Annotated in this window: 17 protein-coding genes; 12 read left to right on the top strand and 5 right to left on the bottom strand. The window is 71.8% G+C overall.

Annotation, left to right across the window (positions count from 1 at the left end):
- From A6A27_RS45545 to A6A27_RS06205, 4 genes are all read left to right on the top strand, one after another.
- Window positions 1-284 (top strand): hypothetical protein (locus A6A27_RS45545; RefSeq protein ID WP_206745055.1); only part of this gene is annotated, 284 nt, incomplete at its 5' end.
- A gap of 217 nt (window positions 285-501) precedes the next feature.
- Window positions 502-5,019 carry a carboxypeptidase regulatory-like domain-containing protein gene (locus A6A27_RS06215; RefSeq protein ID WP_073833565.1) on the top strand — a complete coding sequence of 1,506 codons (4,518 nt, stop codon included), beginning with the start codon at window positions 502-504 and terminating at the stop codon, window positions 5,017-5,019.
- A gap of 145 nt (window positions 5,020-5,164) precedes the next feature.
- Window positions 5,165-6,139 (top strand): hypothetical protein, encoded by a 975-nt coding sequence (locus A6A27_RS06210; protein WP_083672462.1) that lies wholly within the window; start codon window positions 5,165-5,167, stop codon window positions 6,137-6,139.
- A 220-nt stretch (window positions 6,140-6,359) separates the two neighbouring features.
- Window positions 6,360-7,397: an FUSC family protein gene (locus A6A27_RS06205; protein ID WP_158073954.1), complete on the top strand. Its 1,038-nt coding sequence runs from the start codon at window positions 6,360-6,362 to the stop codon at window positions 7,395-7,397.
- A gap of 6 nt (window positions 7,398-7,403) precedes the next feature.
- On the opposite strand, the gene A6A27_RS06200 is transcribed toward A6A27_RS06205, so the two are convergent.
- The 3 genes from A6A27_RS06200 to A6A27_RS06190 all read right to left on the bottom strand — a co-directional run bounded on the left by A6A27_RS06200 (window position 7,404) and on the right by A6A27_RS06190 (window position 10,889).
- The gene (locus A6A27_RS06200) at window positions 7,404-7,745 is read right to left on the bottom strand and encodes a MauE/DoxX family redox-associated membrane protein (protein WP_073833564.1); all 342 of its coding nucleotides are present in this window, start codon (window positions 7,743-7,745) and stop codon (window positions 7,404-7,406) included.
- Window positions 7,709-7,933, bottom strand: coding sequence for a hypothetical protein (locus A6A27_RS06195; protein ID WP_143193908.1), 225 nt, complete (start codon window positions 7,931-7,933; stop codon window positions 7,709-7,711). Before A6A27_RS06195 ends, A6A27_RS06200 begins: the two co-directional genes overlap by 37 nt.
- A 157-nt stretch (window positions 7,934-8,090) precedes the next feature.
- A complete protein-coding gene (locus tag A6A27_RS06190) occupies window positions 8,091-10,889 on the bottom strand; it encodes an AfsR/SARP family transcriptional regulator (RefSeq protein ID WP_073833562.1) in 2,799 nt (932 codons plus the stop codon).
- Window positions 10,890-11,140: 251 nt separating this feature from the next.
- Between A6A27_RS06190 and A6A27_RS06185 the strand changes: the two genes are divergently transcribed.
- The 7 genes from A6A27_RS06185 (at window position 11,141) to katG (ending at window position 17,821) form a co-directional block, all read left to right on the top strand.
- Window positions 11,141-11,341 (top strand): hypothetical protein, encoded by a 201-nt coding sequence (locus tag A6A27_RS06185; RefSeq protein WP_073833561.1) that lies wholly within the window; start codon window positions 11,141-11,143, stop codon window positions 11,339-11,341.
- Window positions 11,342-11,512: 171 nt separating this feature from the next.
- Entirely contained in the window at window positions 11,513-12,076 is a 564-nt protein-coding gene (locus A6A27_RS06180; RefSeq protein WP_073833560.1) for a hypothetical protein, read from the top strand.
- Complete coding sequence (locus A6A27_RS06175; protein ID WP_073833559.1) at window positions 12,073-13,965, top strand: ABC transporter ATP-binding protein; 1,893 nt, start codon at window positions 12,073-12,075, stop codon at window positions 13,963-13,965. The genes A6A27_RS06180 and A6A27_RS06175 overlap by 4 nt, the downstream gene beginning before the upstream one ends.
- Window positions 13,962-14,438 (top strand): S26 family signal peptidase, encoded by a 477-nt coding sequence (locus A6A27_RS06170; RefSeq protein WP_073833558.1) that lies wholly within the window; start codon window positions 13,962-13,964, stop codon window positions 14,436-14,438. Before A6A27_RS06175 ends, A6A27_RS06170 begins: the two co-directional genes overlap by 4 nt.
- 19 nt (window positions 14,439-14,457) lie before the next feature.
- Entirely contained in the window at window positions 14,458-15,009 is a 552-nt protein-coding gene (locus A6A27_RS06165; protein ID WP_073833557.1) for a YciI family protein, read from the top strand.
- 140 nt (window positions 15,010-15,149) lie between these two features.
- Window positions 15,150-15,554 (top strand): Fur family transcriptional regulator, encoded by a 405-nt coding sequence (locus tag A6A27_RS06160; RefSeq protein WP_274534529.1) that lies wholly within the window; start codon window positions 15,150-15,152, stop codon window positions 15,552-15,554.
- A gap of 35 nt (window positions 15,555-15,589) precedes the next feature.
- A complete protein-coding gene (gene katG / locus A6A27_RS06155) occupies window positions 15,590-17,821 on the top strand; it encodes a catalase/peroxidase HPI (protein ID WP_073833555.1) in 2,232 nt (743 codons plus the stop codon).
- Between the two features lie 63 nt (window positions 17,822-17,884).
- Here katG and A6A27_RS06150 read toward each other — a convergent pair whose 3' ends face one another.
- Entirely contained in the window at window positions 17,885-18,817 is a 933-nt protein-coding gene (locus A6A27_RS06150) for an AraC family transcriptional regulator (RefSeq protein WP_073833554.1), read from the bottom strand.
- Between the two features lie 88 nt (window positions 18,818-18,905).
- On the opposite strand from A6A27_RS06150, the gene A6A27_RS06145 reads away from it, so the two are divergent.
- Window positions 18,906-19,739 (top strand): NAD(P)H-binding protein, encoded by an 834-nt coding sequence (locus A6A27_RS06145; protein WP_073833553.1) that lies wholly within the window; start codon window positions 18,906-18,908, stop codon window positions 19,737-19,739.
- 50 nt (window positions 19,740-19,789) lie between these two features.
- On the opposite strand, the gene A6A27_RS06140 is transcribed toward A6A27_RS06145, so the two are convergent.
- A complete protein-coding gene (locus A6A27_RS06140; protein ID WP_073833552.1) occupies window positions 19,790-20,995 on the bottom strand; it encodes a sugar phosphate isomerase/epimerase family protein in 1,206 nt (401 codons plus the stop codon).
- Between the last annotated feature and the right edge of the window lie 59 nt (window positions 20,996-21,054).

Here is a 21,054-nt window from a genome sequence, read left to right as displayed (position 1 = left end):
AACCGCGTTACACCACTATCAGGGACGCCACTGCCGGTCGCGGGGGCGGCGGAGGCGGCCGTGTCGTCGAACAGTACGGCGCGGACCGTCTGGAGGTCAGGAAACATCAGTACGACCCCGTGGCCGCTCATGAGCCGAGCGACTTGCGCTCGCTTGCTGCGGCTGGCGGTCACGCAGAGTATGACCGGCTGCTCGTCGAAATCTCCCGCAGGAGTGCTCATGGGAGTAGGAAAGCAACTTGCACAACGCAGGTCAATATCAAAACTTTTGTCGCCGAAAAATAAAGCTCGATATTGGACCGATTTTGCCCTATTACTGCCCAGCCTTTGTGCTTGAGAGGAGATCGAAGTGCATCGACGATGATCGCGGGATGCCGCCTACCTGCGGTTTCCAGTCCTGCACCCTCGGTGGTCAGCCACCGTTGGCCACCGCCAGCTAGGAGGTCGTCGCCCGATGCGCAAATCGCGAACAGGATTGCTGAGAGCGGGCCCGGTCACCGTCGTGGCCGTCGCCGCTCTGCTCCTCGGTGCACTACCCGCGGCCGCCCGACCCGTCGACCCGGAACCCGCCGCGCCCGCAGCCGCAGCGGCAAAGGCCGAGGTGCGTCAAGCCGCCAAAAACGACGTTTCTCGGAAACTGCGCGACATCGCCCCGAAAAGCAAGAGCGGACAAGGCTCGAAAATTGCCGAACAGCCGGCTCGATCGCTGAACCGCCAGGCGGCGGACGCGTCCGCCAAGGCCGGAAGCGACGCCGTGCAGCGCGGCTTCACCGCCAGCCAGGTGCCTGAGTTCACCGCGAACTTCGAGGGCGTCGGCAACATCGACGGCGTCCTGCCGCCGGACACCAACGGCGACGTGGGGCCCAACCACTACGTGCAGATGGTGAACCTGCACTACGCCGTCTACAGCAAGACCGGCAGCCTGCTGCTCGGTCCGCTGCCGGCCAACGCGATTTGGTCCGGCTTCGGCGGACCGTGCGAGACCCGCAACGACGGCGACCCCATCGTCCTCTACGACGAGACCGCCGACCGGTGGATGGTCACCCAGTTCGCCCTGCCCGGCGGGACGGCCGGCAATCACCAGTGCATGGCGATCTCCCAGACCCCGGACCCGACCGGCGCCTACTTCCGCTACGACTTCCTCTACCACCAGACCCGGATGAACGACTACCCGAAGTACGGGATCTGGCCGGACGCCTACTACATGACGACCAACGAGTTCGCGCCGTCGTTCGTCGGCGCCGGCGCGGTGGCGTTCGAGCGGGAGAAGATGCTCACCGGCCAGCCGGCCCGGATGGTCTACTTCCACCTCGGACCGGACTTCGGCGGACTGCTGCCCGCCGACGCCGAAGGCCTCGCCCCGCCCGCCGGGGCACCGAACCCGTTCGTCATGTTCGACGACGACGCCTGGGGCGTCTCGCCCACCGACCGGCTGCTGATGTGGGACTTCAAGGTCGACTGGGCCAATCCCGCGAACTCCACGTTCGGCAACAACCTCGCGCCGAGCCGCTTCCTGGAGACCGCACCGTTCGACTCGAACATGTGCAACTACGCCCGCACCTGCGTCCCCCAGCAGGGCACCTCGGCGCGGCTGGACGCCATCGCCGACCGGTTGATGTACCGGGCCGCGTACCGCAACTTCGGCGACCACGCCTCAATCGTGCTGAACCACACGGTCGACGCTGACGGCACCGACCACGCCGGCGTGCGCTGGTACGAGCTGCAGAGCACCTCGCCCACCAACTGGCGGATCAACCAGCAGGGCACCTACGCCCCCGACGCCGAGCACCGCTGGATGGCCAGCGGCGCGATCGACGTCTCCGGCAACATCGCCTTCGGCTACTCGGCGTCGAGCAGCAACTCGTTCCCGTCCATCCGGATGGCCGGCCGGCTCTCCGGCGACCCGCTCGGCCAGCTCGGGCAGAGCGAACGCACGCTGATCGCCGGCACCGGAGCGCAGACCCACTCGGCGGCCCGCTGGGGTGACTACAGCTCGATGTCGGTGGACCCGACCGACGGCTGCACCTTCTGGTTCACCTCCGAGTACCTGACCACGACCAGCTCCGCCACGTGGCAGACCCGGGTCGGCGCGATGAAGTTCCCCAACTGCGTCGCCGGGCCGCGCGGCGAGGTCAACGGCAAGGTCACCAAGTCCGGTGGCGCGCCGATCGCCGGTGCTGCGGTGCGCGTCGGCGGCGGCGGCACCGTCACCGACGACCAGGGCAGCTACAAGCTGACCCTGCCGGCCGGGCAGCACGAGGTGACGGCGTCGGCGTTCGGCTACGCGCCGAAGACCCAGACGGTCACCGTCACCGACGGCGGCACGGTCACGGTCAACTTCACCCTCGACGCCGTGCCGGCGCGCAAGGTCTCCGGGGTGGTGAAGGACGGCTCCGGGCACGGCTGGCCGTTGTACGCACGGATCGACGTGGCCGGCAAGCCGGGCGGACCGGTGTTCACCAACCCCGTCACCGGCGCGTACTCCGTCGACCTGCCCGCAGGCGAGTACGGGCTGACCGTCAAGGCGATGTACCCGGCGTACCAGCAGGGCAGCGCGCAGCTCACCGTCGGGGGCGGCGACCAGGTGAAGAACTTCGACCTGGCCGTCGAGAACAGCTGCACCGCCGCCGGCTACCAGTTCAACTACAGCACCCCGCTGTTCACCGAGTCGTTCGAGTCCGGGACGACCCCGCAGGGCTGGAACGTGGTGAACCACACCACCAGCGGCGGCTGGGTGTTCAACGACCCGAAGAACCGGGGCAACCTCACCGGCGGCACCGGCAAGTACGCGATCGCGGACAGCGACGCGGCCGGCTCCGGCACCACCATCAACACCGAGCTGATCACCCCGCCGCTGGACCTGACCGCCGTGCCGTCGCCGGTGCTGCGGTTCAACAGCGACTACCGGGCGCTCAACGGGTTCGCCAACGTGGAGTTCAGCGTCGACGGCGGCACGACCTGGGCGACCGCGGCGAACTGGACCACCACCAGCCGGCGCGGTCCGGTACTCGAGGAGGTTGCGATCCCGCAGGCCGGTGGCAAGGCCGGCGTGCTGGTCCGGTTCCACTACCAGGGCAGCTGGGCCTGGTGGTGGGAGGTCGACAACGTCTCCGTCGTGAACCGGGGCTGCGACCCGATCCCCGGCGGACTCGTGCTCGGCCAGGTCCTAGACAACAACATCTCGGAAGGTCTGAACGGCGCCACGGTGACCAGCGTGGACAAGCCGGCCGAGAAGGCCACCACCGCGGCGACGCCGGACGACGGCAACCTCGGCGACGGCTTCTACTGGATGTTCTCCACGCTGACCGGGGCGCACCCGTTCACGGCGGCGAAGAGCAACTACGGGTCGGTCACCTCCACCGTGAACGTCGCGGCCGACCAGAGCACCCGAGCCGACTTCTCGCTCAAGGCCGGCCGGTTGACCATCACCCCGCCGTCGCTGACCGGCACCCAGACGCTCGGTCAGAAGACGACGGTGACCACGAAGATCACCAACACCGGCGACGCGCCGGCCAGCGTGGACCTGTCCGAGCGGCGTGGCGGCTTCGAGATCCTCGGACCGCGCGGCGCGCCCCTGCAGAACAACCTGGTCAAGGGCAGCGGCACGTCGATCGGCTGGCTGGGCGACAACAAGGCCGGTGAGCCGGTCGCGCCGTCCCCCTACGCGCCACCGTGGGTCGACACGGCCAAGTACCCGATCGCGATCATGGACAACGCCGTGGCCGCGTTCGACGGCAAGGCGTACTCGGTCGGCGGCACGGACGGCCTCAACAACCTCGCCAACAGCTACGTCTACGACCCGGCCACGAACGTGTGGACCCGGATCGCGGACCTGCCTGCGGCGCTGGAGAAGCCGTCGGCGGCGTTCGCCGACGGCAAGCTGTACGTGTTCGGCGGCTGGGACACGGCCGGTAACACGTCCAGCAAGGTGTACGCCTACGACCCCGCCACCAACGCCTGGCAGACCCGGGCTTCGGTCAACCCGGCGCCGAGGGCAGCCCCCGGCATCGCGGTTTCCGACGGTCAGATCTACCTGGTCGGCGGGTGCACGGACGGCAACTGCACCAAGTCCAACGCGGTCGTCCGGTACAACCCGGGAGCCGACTCGTTCACCACCGTCGCGCCGTACCCGGTCGCCGTCGCCTGGCAGGGCTGCGGCGGGATCAACGGCACGGTCTACTGCGCCGGCGGTAACGGGCCGACGACCCTGAAGAGCACCTACGGCTACAACCCGGGCAACGACACCTGGACCCAGCTGGCCGACCTGCCGGTCGACTTCTGGGGCGTGGCCGCGGACACCGCCAACGGCCTGCTGCTGCTGTCCACCGGTGTCATCAACAACTCCACCGTCGTCACCAACCAGGGCTGGGCGTACGACCCGGCGGCCAACTCCTGGTCGGCGCTGCCCAACGCCAACTACGCCCGCTACCGGGCCGGGGCGGCGTGCGGGTTCGTGAAGGTCGGTGGCTCGACCGGCGGGTTCACCCCGACGCCGGAAAGCGAGATGCTGCCCGGCTTCGACCAGTGCGCCACCGTCACCGACGTGCCGTGGCTGTCCGCGTCCCCCACCACGGCGACGCTGCAGCCCGGACAGAGCGTCACGGTTACCGCCACGCTCGACGCCACTTCGGCGGCGGGTGTGGGTCAGCCCGGCACCTACACCGCGCAGCTCGGGGTCAAGTCCGACACCCCGTACCCGGTGGCGCCGATCGACGTGACGATGGTGGTCCAGCCGCCCAAGGACTGGGGCAAAGTGACCGGCACCGTCACCGGCGTCGACTGCCAGGGCAAGAGTACCGCCCTGCGCGGGACCACCATCCAGATCAACGGCAAGGCTGGCTGGACGTTCACCTTGGAGGCCGACGCCAACGGCAAGTACGCCATCTGGGCGCCGTCGGGCGCCAACCCGATCGAGGTGATCGCTGCCCGGGACGGGTGGATCCCGCAGACCCAGAAGACGAACATCAAGGCAGGCAAGACGGTGACCGTCGACTTCACCCTCCGACCCACCAAGTGCTGACCGACAACTGAGATCACCCGGGCCCGCGCCGATCACCCGGCGCGGGCCCGGCCCGTCGGCAGGGCTCTCGATCGACAGCGCCGCTTCCGGTGGATCACCAAGGCCCCTATGATCTGCGCGAGATCACGGGGGAAGGAACGGGGACATGTGGCCATTCCGGCGCAGGGCGAGGCAGTCTGCCACCGCCGCCACGCTGTCGATCGACCCGGCCATGGGCGATCCGACCGCCGCCGCGCTCCGCGCTGCGTTGCAGCAGCGGGACTGGCCCACCGCCCGGGATCTGCTCACCCCGATCACCGACCCGGACGACCACGCGTACTACCTGGGTGTCGCGGGGGACGTGTCCGGCGTGCAGGACTGGATCGGTGAGTGGATCGACGCCGAGCCGCGTTCGACCCTTCCGCTGCTGGTGCGTGGCGTGCACGCGGTCTATTGGGCGTGGGAGGCGCGGGGTGGCGCCCGGGCGTCCCAGACCCGGCAGGAGCAGTTCCGGGAGTTCCGGAAGCGACTCACGCTCGCCGAGAACTGCCTCGACGAGGTGGCCGACCGGGACCGGGACGACACCACGGCCCGCACCTTCCTCGTCACGTCGGCGCGTGGCCGGCAGGTCGACCGGGACGAGGCGCAACGACGCTTTGACGCGGTGACCGACCGGCATCCGTGGCACCGGATCGCCCACGAGCACATGCTGCAGTATCGGTGCCGGAAGTGGTTCGGCAGCCACGAGGAGATGTTCGAGTTCGCCCGGAGTGCGGCGGTGAAGGCTCCCGCGGGGTCCGCGCTGGGACAGCTCGTCCCGATCGCGCACCTGGAGATGTGGCTCGATCTTCCGGTGGGGGAGGACGCCGACTACATCGGTGCGGCGGCGGTGGTGGCTGAGCTCAATGCCGCAGCCGACCAGTCGGTACGGCATCCCGACTACCAGCGTCGGCCGGGTTGGCCGGTCGTGCACAACCTGTTCGCGATGGGCTTCGCCATGGCCGGTGACTTCCCCTCGGCGGTGGCGCAGTTCGAGGTGATCGGCGACCTCGTGACGGAGTGGCCGTGGCAGTACCACTCGAGCGATGCGGTCGGCGCGTTCCTCGCCGCTCGGCAGCGGGTGCGCGGCGACCACGGCTGAGCAGGCAGGCGGCCGCACCGGATGAGACACCAAACGCTCTTCGCGCATCGTGATGTCCCCTGACTAATTCCGCGGAGAGTGGGAAAGCCGTCGCATGGCTGAGCCGGGTGCCCCCGGCCGGCGTCCCAGCCGTCCGGCGGGGCCCGGCCGCGTATGGCCGCTGCCGGCCGTACGGCAATTTTTCGCCTCCCGGCAGTTGGCGCCCATTGCGTTGATCTCCGTGCAGGCTGGGCTCGCCACGGCGGGGGCCTGGATCATCGCCACCGACTTCCTCGGCCGCAACGCGCCGGTCTTCGCGCCCGCGGCCGCTCTCGCCACCATCGCCTCCGCCACGGGACAACGCACCAGACAGACGGTGGAACTCCTCATCGGGGTCGGGCTGGGCATCACGGTGGCCGACGCCCTGCTGTATCTCGTCGGCAGCGGCGCGTGGCAGATTGCGGTAGTTGTCTCCGGGTCCGTCGCCCTCGCCCTGTTGGTCGCCGGCCGCAGTGGTGCCCTGGTCAGTCAGGCCGGTGCCACTGCGACACTGTTCGCCACCCTGTCCGGCAGTCAACGCAGCCTCGAACTGCCCCGCATCCTCGATGCCGCCGTGGGTGCGTCGATGGGCTTCCTCGCCGTGGCGCTGCTCCTGCCCTTCGACCCGTTGCGGGGCGTCCGTCGCGCCGCCAGGCCGTTCTTCACCGATCTCGCCGCGGCCATCCACACCACCGGCCAGGCGCTGGCGGCCGGCGACCGGGACCTGGCTGTGCGAGCGTTGGACAGCTTCAACGCCGTTGCCGCCGACGCCAAGCGCTTCGACGAAGCCCTGCGGGGGGCCGAGGAAATGGTGAGCATCGCGCCGTGGTGGCGCCACCGGCGCAGCCGCTACCAGCAGTACCGGGCCGCCGCCGACCAACTCCGTGCCTTCACCACCAACGTCCGGGTGATGGCCCGCCGCGTCGTTACTCTGCTCGAATATCACGAACCGGTCCCGCCGTCCTTGCATCAGGCCGTCACGGCCTTGGGTGACGCGCTCACGTATCTGCACGGCGACTGCACCACCGGCCGAGCGTCCGGACGGACCCGGCAGTCCGTGCTCGAAGCCGCACGGCTGGCCGGACAAGCGGACCGCGCCCAGGCGCGGGAGTTCGGCGAGACCGTTGTCGTGCAGATCCGCAGCGCCGCCAGCGACCTGCTGCGCGCCACCGGCGCCAGCCCACAGGACGCCAACCGCCTGGTCCGCGAAACAGCCACCGGCGACGAGAACGGCCGGTAGCCCCGGTCAGGGATCGCGGCGGCTGGGCGCGATCGGCGGGGCGGTGCTGACCGGCAGGAACAGGTCCAGCAGGTCGTCCAGACGGATCAGGATGAGCGCGCCCACCGCCCCGGCCGCCAGGGCGACGGCCGCGCCGGCCGGCGCCAGTGGGTACGCCGCCCCGAGGGCCACGGCCACGAGCGCGCCGGCGACGCTGGCCAGCAGGATGCCGTTGCGGACGACATGGCGCCGGCCGAGCGGTCGCTCGGTTGCCCCGAAGCAGGCACAGCGGGCTCCGGTGCCGCGGCGTACGGCGAGTACGACACCGGTCGTCAGGACGGCGAGCAGCAGGCTGGTGAGGAGGAGCACGAGGGTGGCCCGGCGCGGGCGGTGGCCCAGCCGGCGACCACGGCCGCCACCGACCAGCCCAGCCCGAGCACGATCCCCGCCTCGGCCGCGGTCACCGCCAGCGCGGCGGGGGCGACCAGCCGGGTGGGCAGCAACGGCACCGGCCGTAGCGAGTCGGCGAACGCCCGCTGCGCCGCACGGCTGCGCACCTTGCTCCCGGCTGAGGCGGCGAAAACGCACCACAGCGCCCCCATGAGTCCCACTGACAGGTACATCGTCCCCCCGACCGTCGTGCGCCCGCGGCGCCAGTATCGTCACCCGGACGCCTGGGAGGCAAGGATCGACCGCCGTGCGCGTGCGGCCGGGTCAGGGCACCGGCGCGGGCAGGACCGCGATGGGGTCGAGGCCGGCCAGGCGGGCCCGGACGGCCTCCGCGTGGGCGTTGCCCAGTTCGCCGAAGATCTGCTCGGCCAGTCGCCAGGCGGCCTGCGCGGCATCGGGACGGCCGGCGGCGTGGTGGGTGTCCCCGAGATGGGTCAGCACGTCGGCCTCGTTGTACCGGTCGCCGCACCGCCGGTACAGCGCCAGCGCGCGCTCGTAGCAGTCGACCGCACCGGCGTGCTCCCCACGGTGGTGGTGGACGTAGCCGATGCTGTCCCAGGTGGCCGCCTGGCCCACGCGGTCGCCGAGCGTCTCCTGCAGGGCCAGCGCCCGGTGGCAGTAGGGCAGGCTGTCGTCGAAGTTCCGCTGCAAAGCGTGTACCCAACCGAGCAGGTTCAGCGCCCGGCCGATGCCCGGCTGGTACCCAGCTTCGGTGTACAACCGCAGCGTCTGCGTGCTGTGCTCGTGCATCGTGTCCCAGCGCTGTTGGGACTCGGCCAGGCAGGCGAGCGCGAAATGCACCGCGGCCCGCCCGGCCGGGTCGCCGAGCCGCGTGTAAAGGTCCAGCGCCGACCGGTACGCCGCCTCCGCCTCCGGGTACCGGCGCAGCGAGGCGTACGCCCGGCCGAGGAAGCGCTGCGCCCAGGCCTGCTCGGTGCGCTCGTCGAGCCGCCGGGTGGCCTCGATCGCCACCTGTTCGACGGCGATCAGGTCCGGCCACCGGCCCTGGTTGTCCATCAGCCCGGCGAGTACCCGCGCCAACTGCCAGGCGTGCCGGTCGGACCCGGCGTCGACGGCCAGCCGGACCGCGGCCAGCAGCACCTGGTGCTCCACGGCGAACCAGTCCAGCGCCTGCCGGTCGTCGGCGAGCGGCTCGGGGGTCACGCCGGGCCGGGGAGGGGTCTGGACGACCGGGTCCCGGTGCGGCTCCACGAGCACCGCCGCGACGTCACAGGTGTGCAGGTAGTGGTCGAGGACCCGATGCACCGCGTCGGCCCGTTCGGCGTCCGGGTCGTGCCGCGCGGTCAGCTCCCCGGCGTACGTGCGCAGCAGGTCGTGGAGCTGGAACCGGCCGGGGCTGTGTTCGGTGAGCAGATGGGCCTGGGTCAGCTCGGCCAGCAGCCGCTGGGCGGGCCCGGCGGCGAGCCCGGCGAGGCTGGCCGCGGCCGCGACCGAGACGTCCGGGCCCGGGTACAGGCCGAGCAGCCGGAACAGCCGAGCCGCGGCGGGGCTGAGCCCCCGGTACGACCAGGAGAAGACGTTGCGTACGTCGGTGATCGGGTCCCCGGCGTGGAGCGCGTCGAGTTGGCCGGCCCGCAGTTGCTCGGCGAACCGGGCCAGCGGGAAGGTCGGCTTGGTGGCGGCCCGGGCAGCCACCACCGCCAGGGCCAGCGGCAGCCCGGCGCACCGGTCGATGATCTCCTCGGCGGCGTCCGGTTCCGCGGCGACGCGCTGCGCGCCGAGCCGGCGCGCGAGCAGCTGCCGGGCCTCGTCGGCGGAGAACAGGCCGACGGGTACGGGACGCGCGCCCTCGGCCGCGACCAGCCCGGCCAGGTCGTCGCGGCTGGTGACCACCACGAGGCAGCCGGCCGCGCCGGGTAGCAGCGGGCGGATCTGCGCGGCGTCGCGGGCGTTGTCGAGCAGGATCAGGACGCGCCGGTCGGCCAGGAGCGTCCGGTACAGCGCGATGGCCGCGGCCGGCTCCGACGGTACGCCCTCGGGTGGCACGCCCAGCGCGCCGAGAAACACCCGGAGCGCCTCCGCGCTGTCCATCGGGGCGCCGCTGCCGTCGAAGCCCCGCAGGTTCACCTGCAGCTGACCGTCCGGGAACCGGTCGCGTACCCGGTGTGCCCAGTGCACCGCGAGCGCGGTCTTGCCGACGCCCGCGGTCCCGGACAGGACCGTCACCGCCACGGCGGTGAGCTGCTCGCCGACGGCGTCGAGGGCCTGCGCCAGGCGGGTGAGTTCCCGGCCCCGCGCGACGAAACCGGGCATGTCGGCCGGTAGCTGTGCGGGGACGGGCCGCGCCGGCCGGCTGGTGACAGCCGGCCCGTCCGGCTCGGCGCGCAGGATCGCCCGGTGCGCCTCGCGTACCTCGGGCGACGGGTCGGTGCCCAGTTCCTCGGCCAGCCGGTGCCGCAGCTCGGCGTAGCAGTCGAGCGCGTCGGCGGTCCGGCCGGCCCGGTGCAGGCCCCGCATCAGCGCGGCGCTCAGCGGCTCGACCAGGGGATGTTCGCCGACCGCCTCGGTCAGCGGGCCGAGCACGATGCCCGCGTTGCCGCACCGCAACTCGACGTCCGCCCAGTTCACCATGGCGTCGAGGTACTGCCGGCGCCACGCGCGGCGGGTCCGCTCCGCCCAGCCGCCGGGCAGCCCGGCCAGCGGCTCGCCGGCCCACAGTGCCAGCGCGGTACGCAGCAGCCCCGCCTGCTCGCGGTCCGGGCGGTCGCGGGCGCGGTCGAGCAGGTCGCGGAAGCGGTGCAGGTCGACCCGGTCCGGCTCGACGTCCAGCACGTACCCGCCGGAGCGGCGGGTCAGGGCGGACCGGGTGCCGGCCGGGCCGGGTGCCAGCAGCCGCCGGAGCCGGGTGAGATAGACCTGCAGGGTCTGCCGCGCGCCGGGCGGTGCCTCGTCCCAGACCCGGTCGATGAGCTGTTCGAGGGTGACCGGACGGCCCACCTCGGTCGCCAGCACGGCGAGCACGTGCCGCTGCTGGCGTGGCCCGGAGTTCACCACCCGGTCGCCCAGCCGAATCTCCACCGGCCCCAGCAGACCAATGTCCATGCTGTCTCCCGCCCTCGCCGGTCGACACCCGAGTTGATCACTGTCGATACCCGGGGCCGGACCCATCTCAGCACCGTCCGGGCATGGCCGCCAAGGAACCGTTAAGAAATCGACCCGACCGCGCGCCACATCCTGTGGGAACGCGGCCGGGCAGACCGCCCGGACACCCGGGCGTACGGGGGTGCCACGCCGTCCGATGCGGCGGGGTGCCGTCCGGCCGTGCGACCAGGGACCAGGAAGGGAAGGGTTCGATGCGCACCATCAGCAAGATGGCCAACGCCGCGGCCGATCGGCTGCTGAGTCTGGTCGTCCCGCACACCGCGGCTCGGGCAACCGACTGCGACTACTTCTGCTGCGGTACCAACATGTGGCGGTACTGCTGCTACTACCCGAACGGCACCAGCAACTGCGGCTCCTGCTTCCGTTCGTCGTCCAGCGAGTACTACTGCTGACGTAGCGGCGGGCCGACCGGTAGCCGCCGGCGGCCGACGAACCGACCCGGGGGAGCCGTCCGGCTTCTCCGGCACCTCGCCAGGTGCCCGGCGGCGCGTGCGACGCCGCCGGGCACACCCCCAGCCATCGGCCCGCCGACCCGGCCGGCCCTGTCGACAAGGCGGTGCACCATGCCCTACCTGATCGCCGCGCTGCTTCTCGTCGGCGCGCTCGGCGCGCTGAACCTGCTGCTGGCGCTCGGCGTGATCCGCCGGCTGCGTGAGCACACGAAGCTGCTGGACGCGCTGTACGAGTACGTCGGCGCCACCCGTACCGCCGCGCCCGGCGAGGGTGCCCGCGGCCCGTCCGCCGGCGACGTGGTCGGCGAGTTCACCGCGACCACCGTGGACGGCCTGCCCCTCGCGCCGGACCTGCTCGCCACGCCGACCGTGGTCGCCTTCCTGTCGCCGGACTGCGGCGGTTGCCGGGAACAACTGCCCGAGCTCCTCGACTGGGCCCGCGGGCAGGACCGGCAGCGGGTGCTGGCGGTCGTGGACGGCCGGTCGGGTGACCCGGCGGACCTGGTCGAGGCGCTGAACCCGGTGGCGCAGGTGGTCGTCGAGGCCGTCGACGGGCCGGTCGCCAACGCGTTCCGGGTTCAGGCGTACCCCCTGTTCTGCGTGCTCGGCGAGGGCGGTGTGCTGACCGCGGTGCTGCCCCGGGTCTCCCGTTTGCCGGTGGGGACGGCGGCATGACCGGCGGCCGGGGGCCGGGGACGCCCGGTGCGCGGGCCCTGGCCGGCTCCGGTGCCCGGGCGGCGCGGATGGTCTGGCGCTCGGCCCGTGGTCACGTTCTCGGCTACCTGGCCGTCACGCTGGTCGGCGCCGGTGCGCCGGTCGCCCTGGCCTGGCTGACCAAGTTGGCCCTGGACCGGCTGGCGGCGCCACGCACTGCCGGTGCGCTGCTCGGCCTGGCGCTGGCGATCGCGGCGGTGGGTACGGCGGCCGCGGTCGCCAGCCACGCCGGGCAGTACCTGCGGGCCGAGGTGGATCGCCGTGCGGCGTTGCGCGGCAAGGACGAGCTGTTCGCGGCGGTGTCGCGGTTCGTCGGGCTGGCACGGTTCGAGACCCCGGCGTTCCTCGACCGGCTACGGCTGGCTCAGCAGAGCGCGGCGAATCCCGGTCGGTTGATCGACACCGCACTGTCCGCCGCCCGGAGCGTGCTCACGGTCGCCGGTTTCGTGGGCTCGCTGGCCCTGATCAGCCCGACGTTCACCGTCGTGCTCCTGCTGGCCGCGGCGCCGGTGTTCCTGATCGAGCTGAGGCTGTCCCGACAGCGGGTGGGGATGCTCTGGCGGATCGGTCCGGTCGAGCGGCGCGAGATGTTCTACGCCCACCTGCTGTCCACCGTGGACGCCGCCAAGGAGATCCGGCTGTTCGGCCTCGGCGACTTCCTGCGCGGGCGGATGCTCGCCGAGGCGCGGACCGCGAACGCGGCCCGGCGCGGCACGGACCGCCGGGAGCTGCTGGTGCAGGGTGGCCTGGCCGCCTGCTCGGCGACGGTGGCGGGCGCCGGGCTGGTCTGGGCCCTGCTCACCGCCGCCCGCGGCGGGCTGAGTGTCGGCGACGTGTCGATGTTCGTGGCGGCGGCGGCCGGCGTGCAGACCGCGCTCACCACCCTGGTCGCCGCCGGGGTGATGGCGTACGAACACCTGCTGACCTTTCACCACTTCGTGGCCGTGGTGACGGCCGAGCCGGACCTGCCGGCGCCGCCCCGACCGCGGGCGCTGCCCGCCCTGCGCGGGGGCATCGAACTTCGCGACGTGTGGTTCCGGTACAGCCCGGACCATCCGTGGGTGCTGCGCGGGGTGAACCTGGTGATCCCGCACGGCCACACCGTGGCGCTGGTCGGGCACAACGGCGACGGCAAGAGCACGCTGGTCAAGTTGCTGTGCCGGTTCTACGACCCGACCCGGGGCGCCATCCTCTGGGACGGCCTGGACATCCGGGACGTGCCGCCGGAGGCGCTGCGGGCCCGGATCGGCGCCGTTTTCCAGGATTTCGTGGCGTACGAGCTGACCGCCGAGGAGAACATCGCCGTCGGCGACCTGTCGGCCGCGGATGATCGGGCCCGGATCGACGGCGCGGCCCGGGCGGCGGGCATCCACGACGCGGTCGCCGGGCTCCCTCGCGGGTACCGGACGCTGCTCAGCCGGTCGTTCGCCGCCGAGCCGTCGGAGGACACGGACCCGCCCGCGTCGACGACCGGGGTGCCGCTGTCCGGCGGCCAGTGGCAGCGCCTGGCGCTGGCGCGCGCGTTCCTGCGCCGCGACCGGGACCTGCTGATCCTGGACGAGCCCAGCGCCGGCCTGGACGCCGACGCCGAGTACCAGGTGCACCGCCGTCTGCGGAGCCTGCGGTCGGGGCGGACCAGCCTGATCATCTCGCACCGGCTGGGTGCCGTGCGGGACGCCGACAGCATCGCCGTACTGGCCGACGGCGTCGTGACCGAGAGCGGCACGCACGCCGCCCTGCTGGCCGCGGACGGCGCCTACGCGCGGCTGTTCGCCCAGCAGGCCGCCGGCTACCGGGACGACCCCCCGCCGGCCGCCCGCACCGGACGTCCCACGGCGGCGCGGCGATGACCGCCGGCCTGCTCGCCGGTGCCGTCGCGCTGGCCGCCGCCGGCCTGCTTGGCGCCGCCGGCTGCTGGCTGCGCCAGCGGTACCTGACGGTCACCGTGGACGGGGAGAGCATGCTGCCGACGTACCGGCCGGGTGAGCGCCTGCTCGTCCGGCGGGTCACACCGGCGGCCGTGCGCGCCGGCCAGGTCGTCGTGCTCAGCGGATTCGGCCAGCCCCGACCGGCAGGGGCGAGGCGCGCGCCGGCCCCCGACGCCCGGCGTGGACCGGCGTGGATCATCAAGCGGGTGGCCGCGGTGCCCGGTGACCCGATACCGCGGGACGTGGCGGCGCTGCATCAGGCCCCTGGTACCCGGGTGCCGAACGGGCGTGTGGTGGTGCTGGGCGACAACCCCGGGCGTTCGTTCGACTCCCGCCAGTCCGGGTATGTCACCACCGACCGTCTGCTGGGCGTGGTGCTGCGCCGCCTGCGGTAGTGCGGTCAAGATCTGAGGCATGGAGTTCTTCTGCTATCACCGTGACCGGCCCGGCTCCGCGGTCCTGCGCCGCGAGCTGCTGCAGGAGCACTGGTCCTACATGGACCGGTACGCGGCGGAGATGATCGCCCGCGGCCCGACCTTCGCCGACGACGGTGACACGCCGACCGGCAGCGTGCACATCGTCGACCTGCCGGACTCCGCCGCCGCCCGGGCGTTCGCCTTCGACGAGCCCAACTATCAGGCCGGTGCGTACCGCGACGTGCTGCTGCGCCGGTGGCGCAACATGCTGGGGCGCACCATGTGGGACTTCCCCGGCGGCCGGACCGGCGGCAACCGGTACCTGGTGCTCGGCCTCGGCGCCGGGCAGGCCGCCGACGTCGCCGTGCCGCCCGACCGGGACGAGCTGATCGCGTACGGGCCGCTGCTGTCCGACGACGGGGCCACCTGGCTGGGCACCGCGGTGCTGCTGCGGGCGTCGGATCCGGACGCGGCGCGTGCGGTCCTGACCCCGGACCGGTACGCCGACATCGAGGTGCACGACTGGGCGTTTGGCGGGCGGCCGGCATGAGCCGACGATGACGGTGGACCCAGTCGGTGGCGACCCGTGATTGACATCGCACTCACGGTGATGTTGCCCGGATATTCTTGACTCATTCCAGAAAACGGACCAGACTGCGTGGCGTGGTCACCAGCCTGGACTTCCAGCAGATGCTGCGCGTGGCCGCGTTGCGCGTGACCCGTCCTCGGGTTGCGGTGCTGAACGCGGTGCACACGCACCCGCACGCCGACACGGACTCGATCATCGGTGCCGTACGCCGGGATCTCCCCGAGGTGTCCCGCCAGGCCGTGTACGACGTCCTGCACGCGCTGACGGCCGCGGGCCTGGTGCGGCGCATCGAGCCATCCGGCTCCGTGGCTCGCTACGAGTCGCGGGTCGGGGACAACCACCACCACGTCGTGTGCCGGTCATGCGGGGTCATCGCCGACGTCGACTGCGCCGTCGGTGCGGCGCCCTGCCTGACCGCGTCCGACGACCGTGGCTTCTCGATCGACGAGGCCGAGGTCGTCTACTGGGGCCTGTGCCCCGACTGTTTCACCGCCAGCAATTCCTGATTCCCTCTGATCCGCCACGTCACGGAAGGAACCTGATGTCCGAGAACCACGACGCCGTCGTCCACGACGCGGAAGCGGGCAGCGAGTCTCGCTGCCCCGTCGCCCATGGGCGCGCCCCGCACCCGACGCAGGGCGGCGGCAACCGCGGTTGGTGGCCGAACCGGCTCAACCTGAAGATCCTCGCCAAGAACCCCGCCGTGGCCAACCCGCTCGGTGAGCAGTTCAACTACGCCGAGGCGTTCCAGGCTCTCGACCTCGCCGCCGTGAAGCGGGACATCGCGGAGGTCCTGACGACCTCGCAGGACTGGTGGCCGGCCGACTTCGGCCACTACGGCCCGTTCATGATCCGGATGGCGTGGCACAGCGCGGGCACCTACCGCATCAGCGACGGCCGCGGCGGCGCCGGTGCCGGGCAGCAGCGCTTCGCGCCGCTCAACAGCTGGCCGGACAACGGGAACCTCGACAAGGCTCGCCGCCTGCTGTGGCCGGTGAAGAAGAAGTACGGCCAGAGCCTGTCCTGGGCCGACCTCATGATCCTCGCCGGCAACGTGGCCCTGGAGTCGATGGGCTTCAAGACCTTCGGCTTCGCCGGTGGCCGCGAGGACGTCTGGGAGCCCGACGAGGACGTCTACTGGGGTCCGGAGACCACCTGGCTCGGTGACCAGCGCTACACCGGCGAGCGGGACCTGGAGAACCCGCTCGCCGCGGTCCAGATGGGCCTCATCTACGTCAACCCGGAGGGCCCGAACGGCAACCCGGACCCGATCGCCTCGGCCCGCGACATCCGCGAGACGTTCCGCCGGATGGCGATGAACGACGAGGAGACGGTCGCGCTGATCGCCGGCGGTCACACCTTCGGCAAGACCCACGGTGCGGGCCCCGCCGACCACGTCGGCCCCGAGCCCGAGGGCGCCCCGCTGGAGGAGCAGGGCCTGGGCTGGAAGAACAGCTTCGGCACCGGCAAGGGCGCCGACACCATCACCAGCGGGATCGAGGTCACCTGGACCTACCACCCGACCCGGTGGGACAACGAGTTCTTCCACATCCTCTTCGCCTACGAGTGGGAGCTGATGCAGTCGCCGGCCGGCGCGCACCAGTGGCGGCCCAAGAACGGCGCGGGCGCCGACATGGTGCCCGAGGCGCACGATCCGTCGAAGCGCCGCGAACCGCGGATGCTCACGAGCGACCTCGCGCTCCGGTTCGACCCGATCTACGAGCAGATCTCGCGACGCTTCCTGGCGAACCCGGCCGAGTTCGCGGACGCGTTCGCCCGGGCCTGGTTCAAGCTGACCCACCGCGACATGGGTCCGATCGCCCGCTACCTCGGCCCGGAGGTCCCGACCGAGACCCTGCTGTGGCAGGACCCGTTGCCGCCGGTGACGCACGAGCTCGTCGACGCCGAGGACGTCGCCACCATCAAGAGCCAGATCGTCGCCTCGGGCCTGACCGTCGCCCAGCTGGTCTCCACCGCGTGGGCGTCGGCGTCGACGTTCCGCGGCAGCGACAAGCGCGGCGGCGCCAACGGGGCGCGTATCCGCCTCGAGCCGCAGATCGGCTGGGAGGTCAACAACCCCGACGAGCTGGCGCCGGTGCTGCACACCCTGGAGAAGATCCAGGAGGCGTTCAACGCCGCCCAGACCGGCGGCAAGAGGGTCTCCCTGGCCGACCTGATCGTGCTGGCCGGTGGGGTCGGCGTCGAGCAGGCCGCCCGGGACGCCGGCTACGCCGTCGAGGTCCCCTTCACGCCGGGGCGTACCGACGCGTCGCAGGAGCAGACCGACGTGGAGTCCTTCGCCGCGCTCGAGCCGACGGTGGACGGGTTCCGCAACTACGTCGGCAAGGGCAACCACCTGCCGGCGGAGTTCCTGCTGATCGACAAGGCGAACCTGCTGACCCTGAGCGCGCCCGAGATGACGGTCCTCGTCGGCGGTCTGCGCGTCCTGGGTGCCAACTACCAGCAGTCGCCGCTGGGCGTCCTCACCGCGGCCCCCGGGTCGCTGACCAACGACTTCTTCGTCAACCTGCTCGACCTGGGCACGGCGTGGCAGCCGACGTCCGAGGACGCGAACACCTTCGAGGGCCGTGACCTCGCCACCGGCGAGGTCAAGTGGACCGGCAGCCGGGCCGACCTCGTCTTCGGCTCGAACTCCGAGCTGCGCGCGCTCGCCGAGGTCTACGCGGGTGATGACGCCCGGGAGAAGTTCGTGCACGACTTCGTCGCCGCGTGGGTCAAGGTGATGGACCTCGACCGGTTCGACCTAGCCTGATCCGCACGTCCAGGCCGGCCCTCCGTCGGGGCCGGCCTGGACGGCCAGGACAGGCGGTTCGGGTCAACCGTGGGAGTGAGCAGTGGCGCCTCCGGCGAGCTTGCGGTGCTCGCTGGGGCTCACCCCGTGGGCGCGTTTGAAGGCCGCGCTGAAGCCGAACGCGTCCGCGTAGCCGACCTGGCGCGCCACGGCGGCGACGGTGGCGGTGGATTCGGCCAGCATGTCGGCAGCGAGCGTCATCCGCCAGTCGGTCAGGTAGGTCAGGGGCGGCTCACCCACCAGTTCGGTGAAGCGTTTGGCCAGCGTCGTACGGGACACTCTGACCAGAGCTGCCAGCGAGGACAGCGTCCACGGCTTGCCCGGCGCGTCGTGCATGGCGCGCAGCACCGGTCCCGCCGTGTCGTCGCTCAGCGCGCTGTACCACCGGGGCGCCTCGGCGCCGGGCTGGTCGAACCAGTCCCGGATGGTGCACACCAGCAGCCAGTCCAACAGCCGATCCAGCACGATCTGCCGACCCGGGCGGCACCCGCCGAGCTGGTGGTCCAGGTAGTCGCGCAGCGATGAACAGTCGTGGTCGTCGGGTACGACCAGGACCGGCGGCAGCACCCCGAGTAGCCGATGCGGCGCCTGGCCCTGGACGTGGTACGCCCCGGCGAGCAGCACCATGTGCTCGGCTGGGTCCGCGTCCGGGGGCTCGGCGACCCGCGATTCGCCGCAGCGGACGTCCCGAAGCTCCCCCGGCCGGAAGCTCGACCGCGGCTCGGCGGAGAACACGAACGGCTCCGGCCCTCGCACCACGACGGCCTCGCCGACCCGCACCAGCCGCGGTTTGTCGCACCCTGGATGCAGGATCCAACCCTCGCCCCGCAGGGGTATGCAGAGCGTCACCGGCGCGCCGTCGGTGAACCGCAACGCCCACGTCGGCGGCAGCACCGACCGGCCGAAGGCCGCGCCCTCCGCGCGTACGCCCCGCAGCAGACTGTCGAACAGGTCCATCGCTTCACCATAGGTCGCGGACGATCGCACATGCCCCGCGTACGGCCAGGCATGTGCCGACGGCGGTCGGGTCGGTTGACTCGTGGTCATGACGACAGCAACGAATGAGATCCTTGTCCTTGGCGGAACCGGGAAGATCGGACGCCGCCTGGTACGCACGCTGCGGGCGGCGGGCAGGCGGGTACGGGCGGCGTCCCGCTCGGGAGAGGTGCGATTCGACTGGGCGCAGCCGACCACCTGGCAGCTGGCCGTGGCGGAAGCTTCCGCGGTCTACCTCTTGGCGCCGGAAGACCCGGCCCTGGCCGACGACTTCGTGTCGCGGGCGGTGAAGGCGGGGGTGGGCCGGTTCGTGGCGCTCTCCGGGCGCGGAATCGACCGGATCGGCGAGGATTTCGCGCCGGGCATGCTCGCCGCCGAACAGGCGGTGCGGGACTCTGGCGCGGAGTGGACGATCATCCGCCCGAACAACTTCAACCAGAACTTCGACGAGGACCTGTGGCGCCAGCCGCTGGTGGAGGGCCGGCTGGCCCTGCCGATGGGCGCCACGCCGGAGCCGTTCATCGACGCCCAGGACATCGCCGACGTCGCCGCGGCACTGCTGACCTCCGACGGCCACCACGGCCAGGTGTACGAGCTGTCCGGCCCCCGTGCGCTCACCTTCGGCTCGGCGGTGGCGATGATCGCGGAGGCGGCGGGCCGATCCATCCGCTACCTGGAGCTGACGCCCGAGGAGTACCGGGCCGAACTGCTGGCCCAGGGACATTCGGAGGCTACCGCAACGGCGCTCAACGCCATGTTCGCGGGCATGCGCGCCGGATACCTCGCCGAGCCCACCGACACGGTCCGGCGGATCCTGGGCCGCGACCCGATCGACTTCGGCACCTACGCCGCTGAGGCCGCCGCAAGGGGCATGTGGTCGTAACCGGTGGACGACTTCGCCGGCCCGCGGGTGTCGCGGGCCGGCGAGTTCCGTCAGTAGCGCAGGGCGCGGAGGTTGGCGTAGCTGTCGCAGGCGGACGAGACGCCGTCCGGGCGCGGGCTGTCGTTCTCGGTGAAGTAGTAGTCGGTGCCGGCCATCTCGCTGTAGGCGAAGATGCGGGCGAAGTCGATGGTTCCCTCGCCCACGTCGGCGAACGACCCGTCGGCGGCCATGTCCTTGACGTGGAACAGCGAGAACCGGCCCGGGTACCGCGTGATCAGGTCGACCGGGTCGGCGCCGACGCTGCTCGCCCAGTACAGGTCCAGCTCCATCGCCACCAGGTTCGGGTCGGTCTCGCGCACCAGCACGTCGTAGCCGCGCGTGCCGCCCTGGGCGGTGAACTCGAATCCGTGGTTGTGGTAGGCGACCGTGATGCCTTCCTGCTTGAGTCTGGCGCCGACGGCGTTGAGGGTTGCCGCGACCTCGCTGTAGTCGTTGAGCTTCCAGGACGCCGAACCTGAGATCCGGACGTACTTGGCGCCGAACGCCTTGGCGTTGGCGATGACGCCGTCGATGTTGTTCCTGAGGTCGCCGAGGCCGATCCCGATCGACGGCGCCGACAGACCCGCGTCGGCGACCAGGGGTGCCAGCGCCGTGGCCGTCTTGCCGTAGAAGTTGTTCACCGCGCCGGAGGGTTCCGCGTTGCGGTAGCCGCAGGCGGCGAGCGCGGCCAGGGTGGCGTCGGGCGCGGTCGGCATGGTGGCCCGCACCGTGTAGAGGACGAGGCCGATCCGCTCGTCGGGTACCGCGCGGGTTCCGGAGGCGGGCTGCGGCTTGCCGATCTCGGAGTCGGCTGCCGCTCGTACGATGCTGCTGCTCTCCTCGGGCGTGAGGATCGCGGTCTGCCTGAGCTCGTTGGCGAGCCGGCTGACCAGGCTCACGAAGCTGCCGTGGCTGGCGAACGGCGCCTCGGCCCAGACGGCGTCCATGATCGTGCACCCGTCGCCGAGGTCGCGGTTCGGTACGCCCGAGTCGGCCCCCCGGCCGAAGAAGACCGTGGCTGAGGTGAGGTATCCCCACGGGCAGCGGTCCGCGGTCACCTGCTCGGTTACCTGGGCGCTGGTGGCGTCGGTCGCGGTTTCGGCGGCCGACGCCGCAGCCGGTGTGAACGGCAGGAGGGCCGCGGCGAGCGATGCGGCAAGCAGGTGACGTGCTCGTCTCGACCGGGTGTGGGGCGGGCGGGCGGAGTTGGCATGCATGTCGTCTCCCAGGTGGCTGAGGAATTCAGACTGGTCAGGTGGTGGGCCGACAGGCCCTC

Origin of the sequence: Micromonospora sp. CB01531, assembly GCF_001905095.1 — a bacterium.
Taxonomy (GTDB): Bacteria; Actinomycetota; Actinomycetes; order Mycobacteriales; family Micromonosporaceae; genus Micromonospora.
The sequence above is the reverse complement of the archived record's forward strand: the minus strand, read 5'-3'. Positions and strand labels throughout refer to the sequence as shown.

What these genes read in the sequence shown, in the direction of transcription:
- A6A27_RS06210 (WP_083672462.1), top strand. Translation starts at nt 5,165, where the DNA reads ATGTGGCCATTCCGGCGCAGGGCGAGGCAGTCTGCCACCGCCGCCACG.
- A6A27_RS06140 (WP_073833552.1), bottom strand. Translation starts at nt 20,995, where the DNA reads ATGCATGCCAACTCCGCCCGCCCGCCCCACACCCGGTCGAGACGAGCA.
- A6A27_RS06170 (WP_073833558.1), top strand. Translation starts at nt 13,962, where the DNA reads ATGACCGCCGGCCTGCTCGCCGGTGCCGTCGCGCTGGCCGCCGCCGGC.
- A6A27_RS06185 (WP_073833561.1), top strand. Translation starts at nt 11,141, where the DNA reads ATGCGCACCATCAGCAAGATGGCCAACGCCGCGGCCGATCGGCTGCTG.
- A6A27_RS06150 (WP_073833554.1), bottom strand. Translation starts at nt 18,817, where the DNA reads ATGGACCTGTTCGACAGTCTGCTGCGGGGCGTACGCGCGGAGGGCGCG.
- A6A27_RS06145 (WP_073833553.1), top strand. Translation starts at nt 18,906, where the DNA reads ATGACGACAGCAACGAATGAGATCCTTGTCCTTGGCGGAACCGGGAAG.
- katG (WP_073833555.1), top strand. Translation starts at nt 15,590, where the DNA reads ATGTCCGAGAACCACGACGCCGTCGTCCACGACGCGGAAGCGGGCAGC.
- A6A27_RS06180 (WP_073833560.1), top strand. Translation starts at nt 11,513, where the DNA reads ATGCCCTACCTGATCGCCGCGCTGCTTCTCGTCGGCGCGCTCGGCGCG.
- A6A27_RS06160 (WP_274534529.1), top strand. Translation starts at nt 15,150, where the DNA reads ATGCTGCGCGTGGCCGCGTTGCGCGTGACCCGTCCTCGGGTTGCGGTG.
- A6A27_RS06165 (WP_073833557.1), top strand. Translation starts at nt 14,458, where the DNA reads ATGGAGTTCTTCTGCTATCACCGTGACCGGCCCGGCTCCGCGGTCCTG.
- A6A27_RS06175 (WP_073833559.1), top strand. Translation starts at nt 12,073, where the DNA reads ATGACCGGCGGCCGGGGGCCGGGGACGCCCGGTGCGCGGGCCCTGGCC.
- A6A27_RS06190 (WP_073833562.1), bottom strand. Translation starts at nt 10,889, where the DNA reads ATGGACATTGGTCTGCTGGGGCCGGTGGAGATTCGGCTGGGCGACCGG.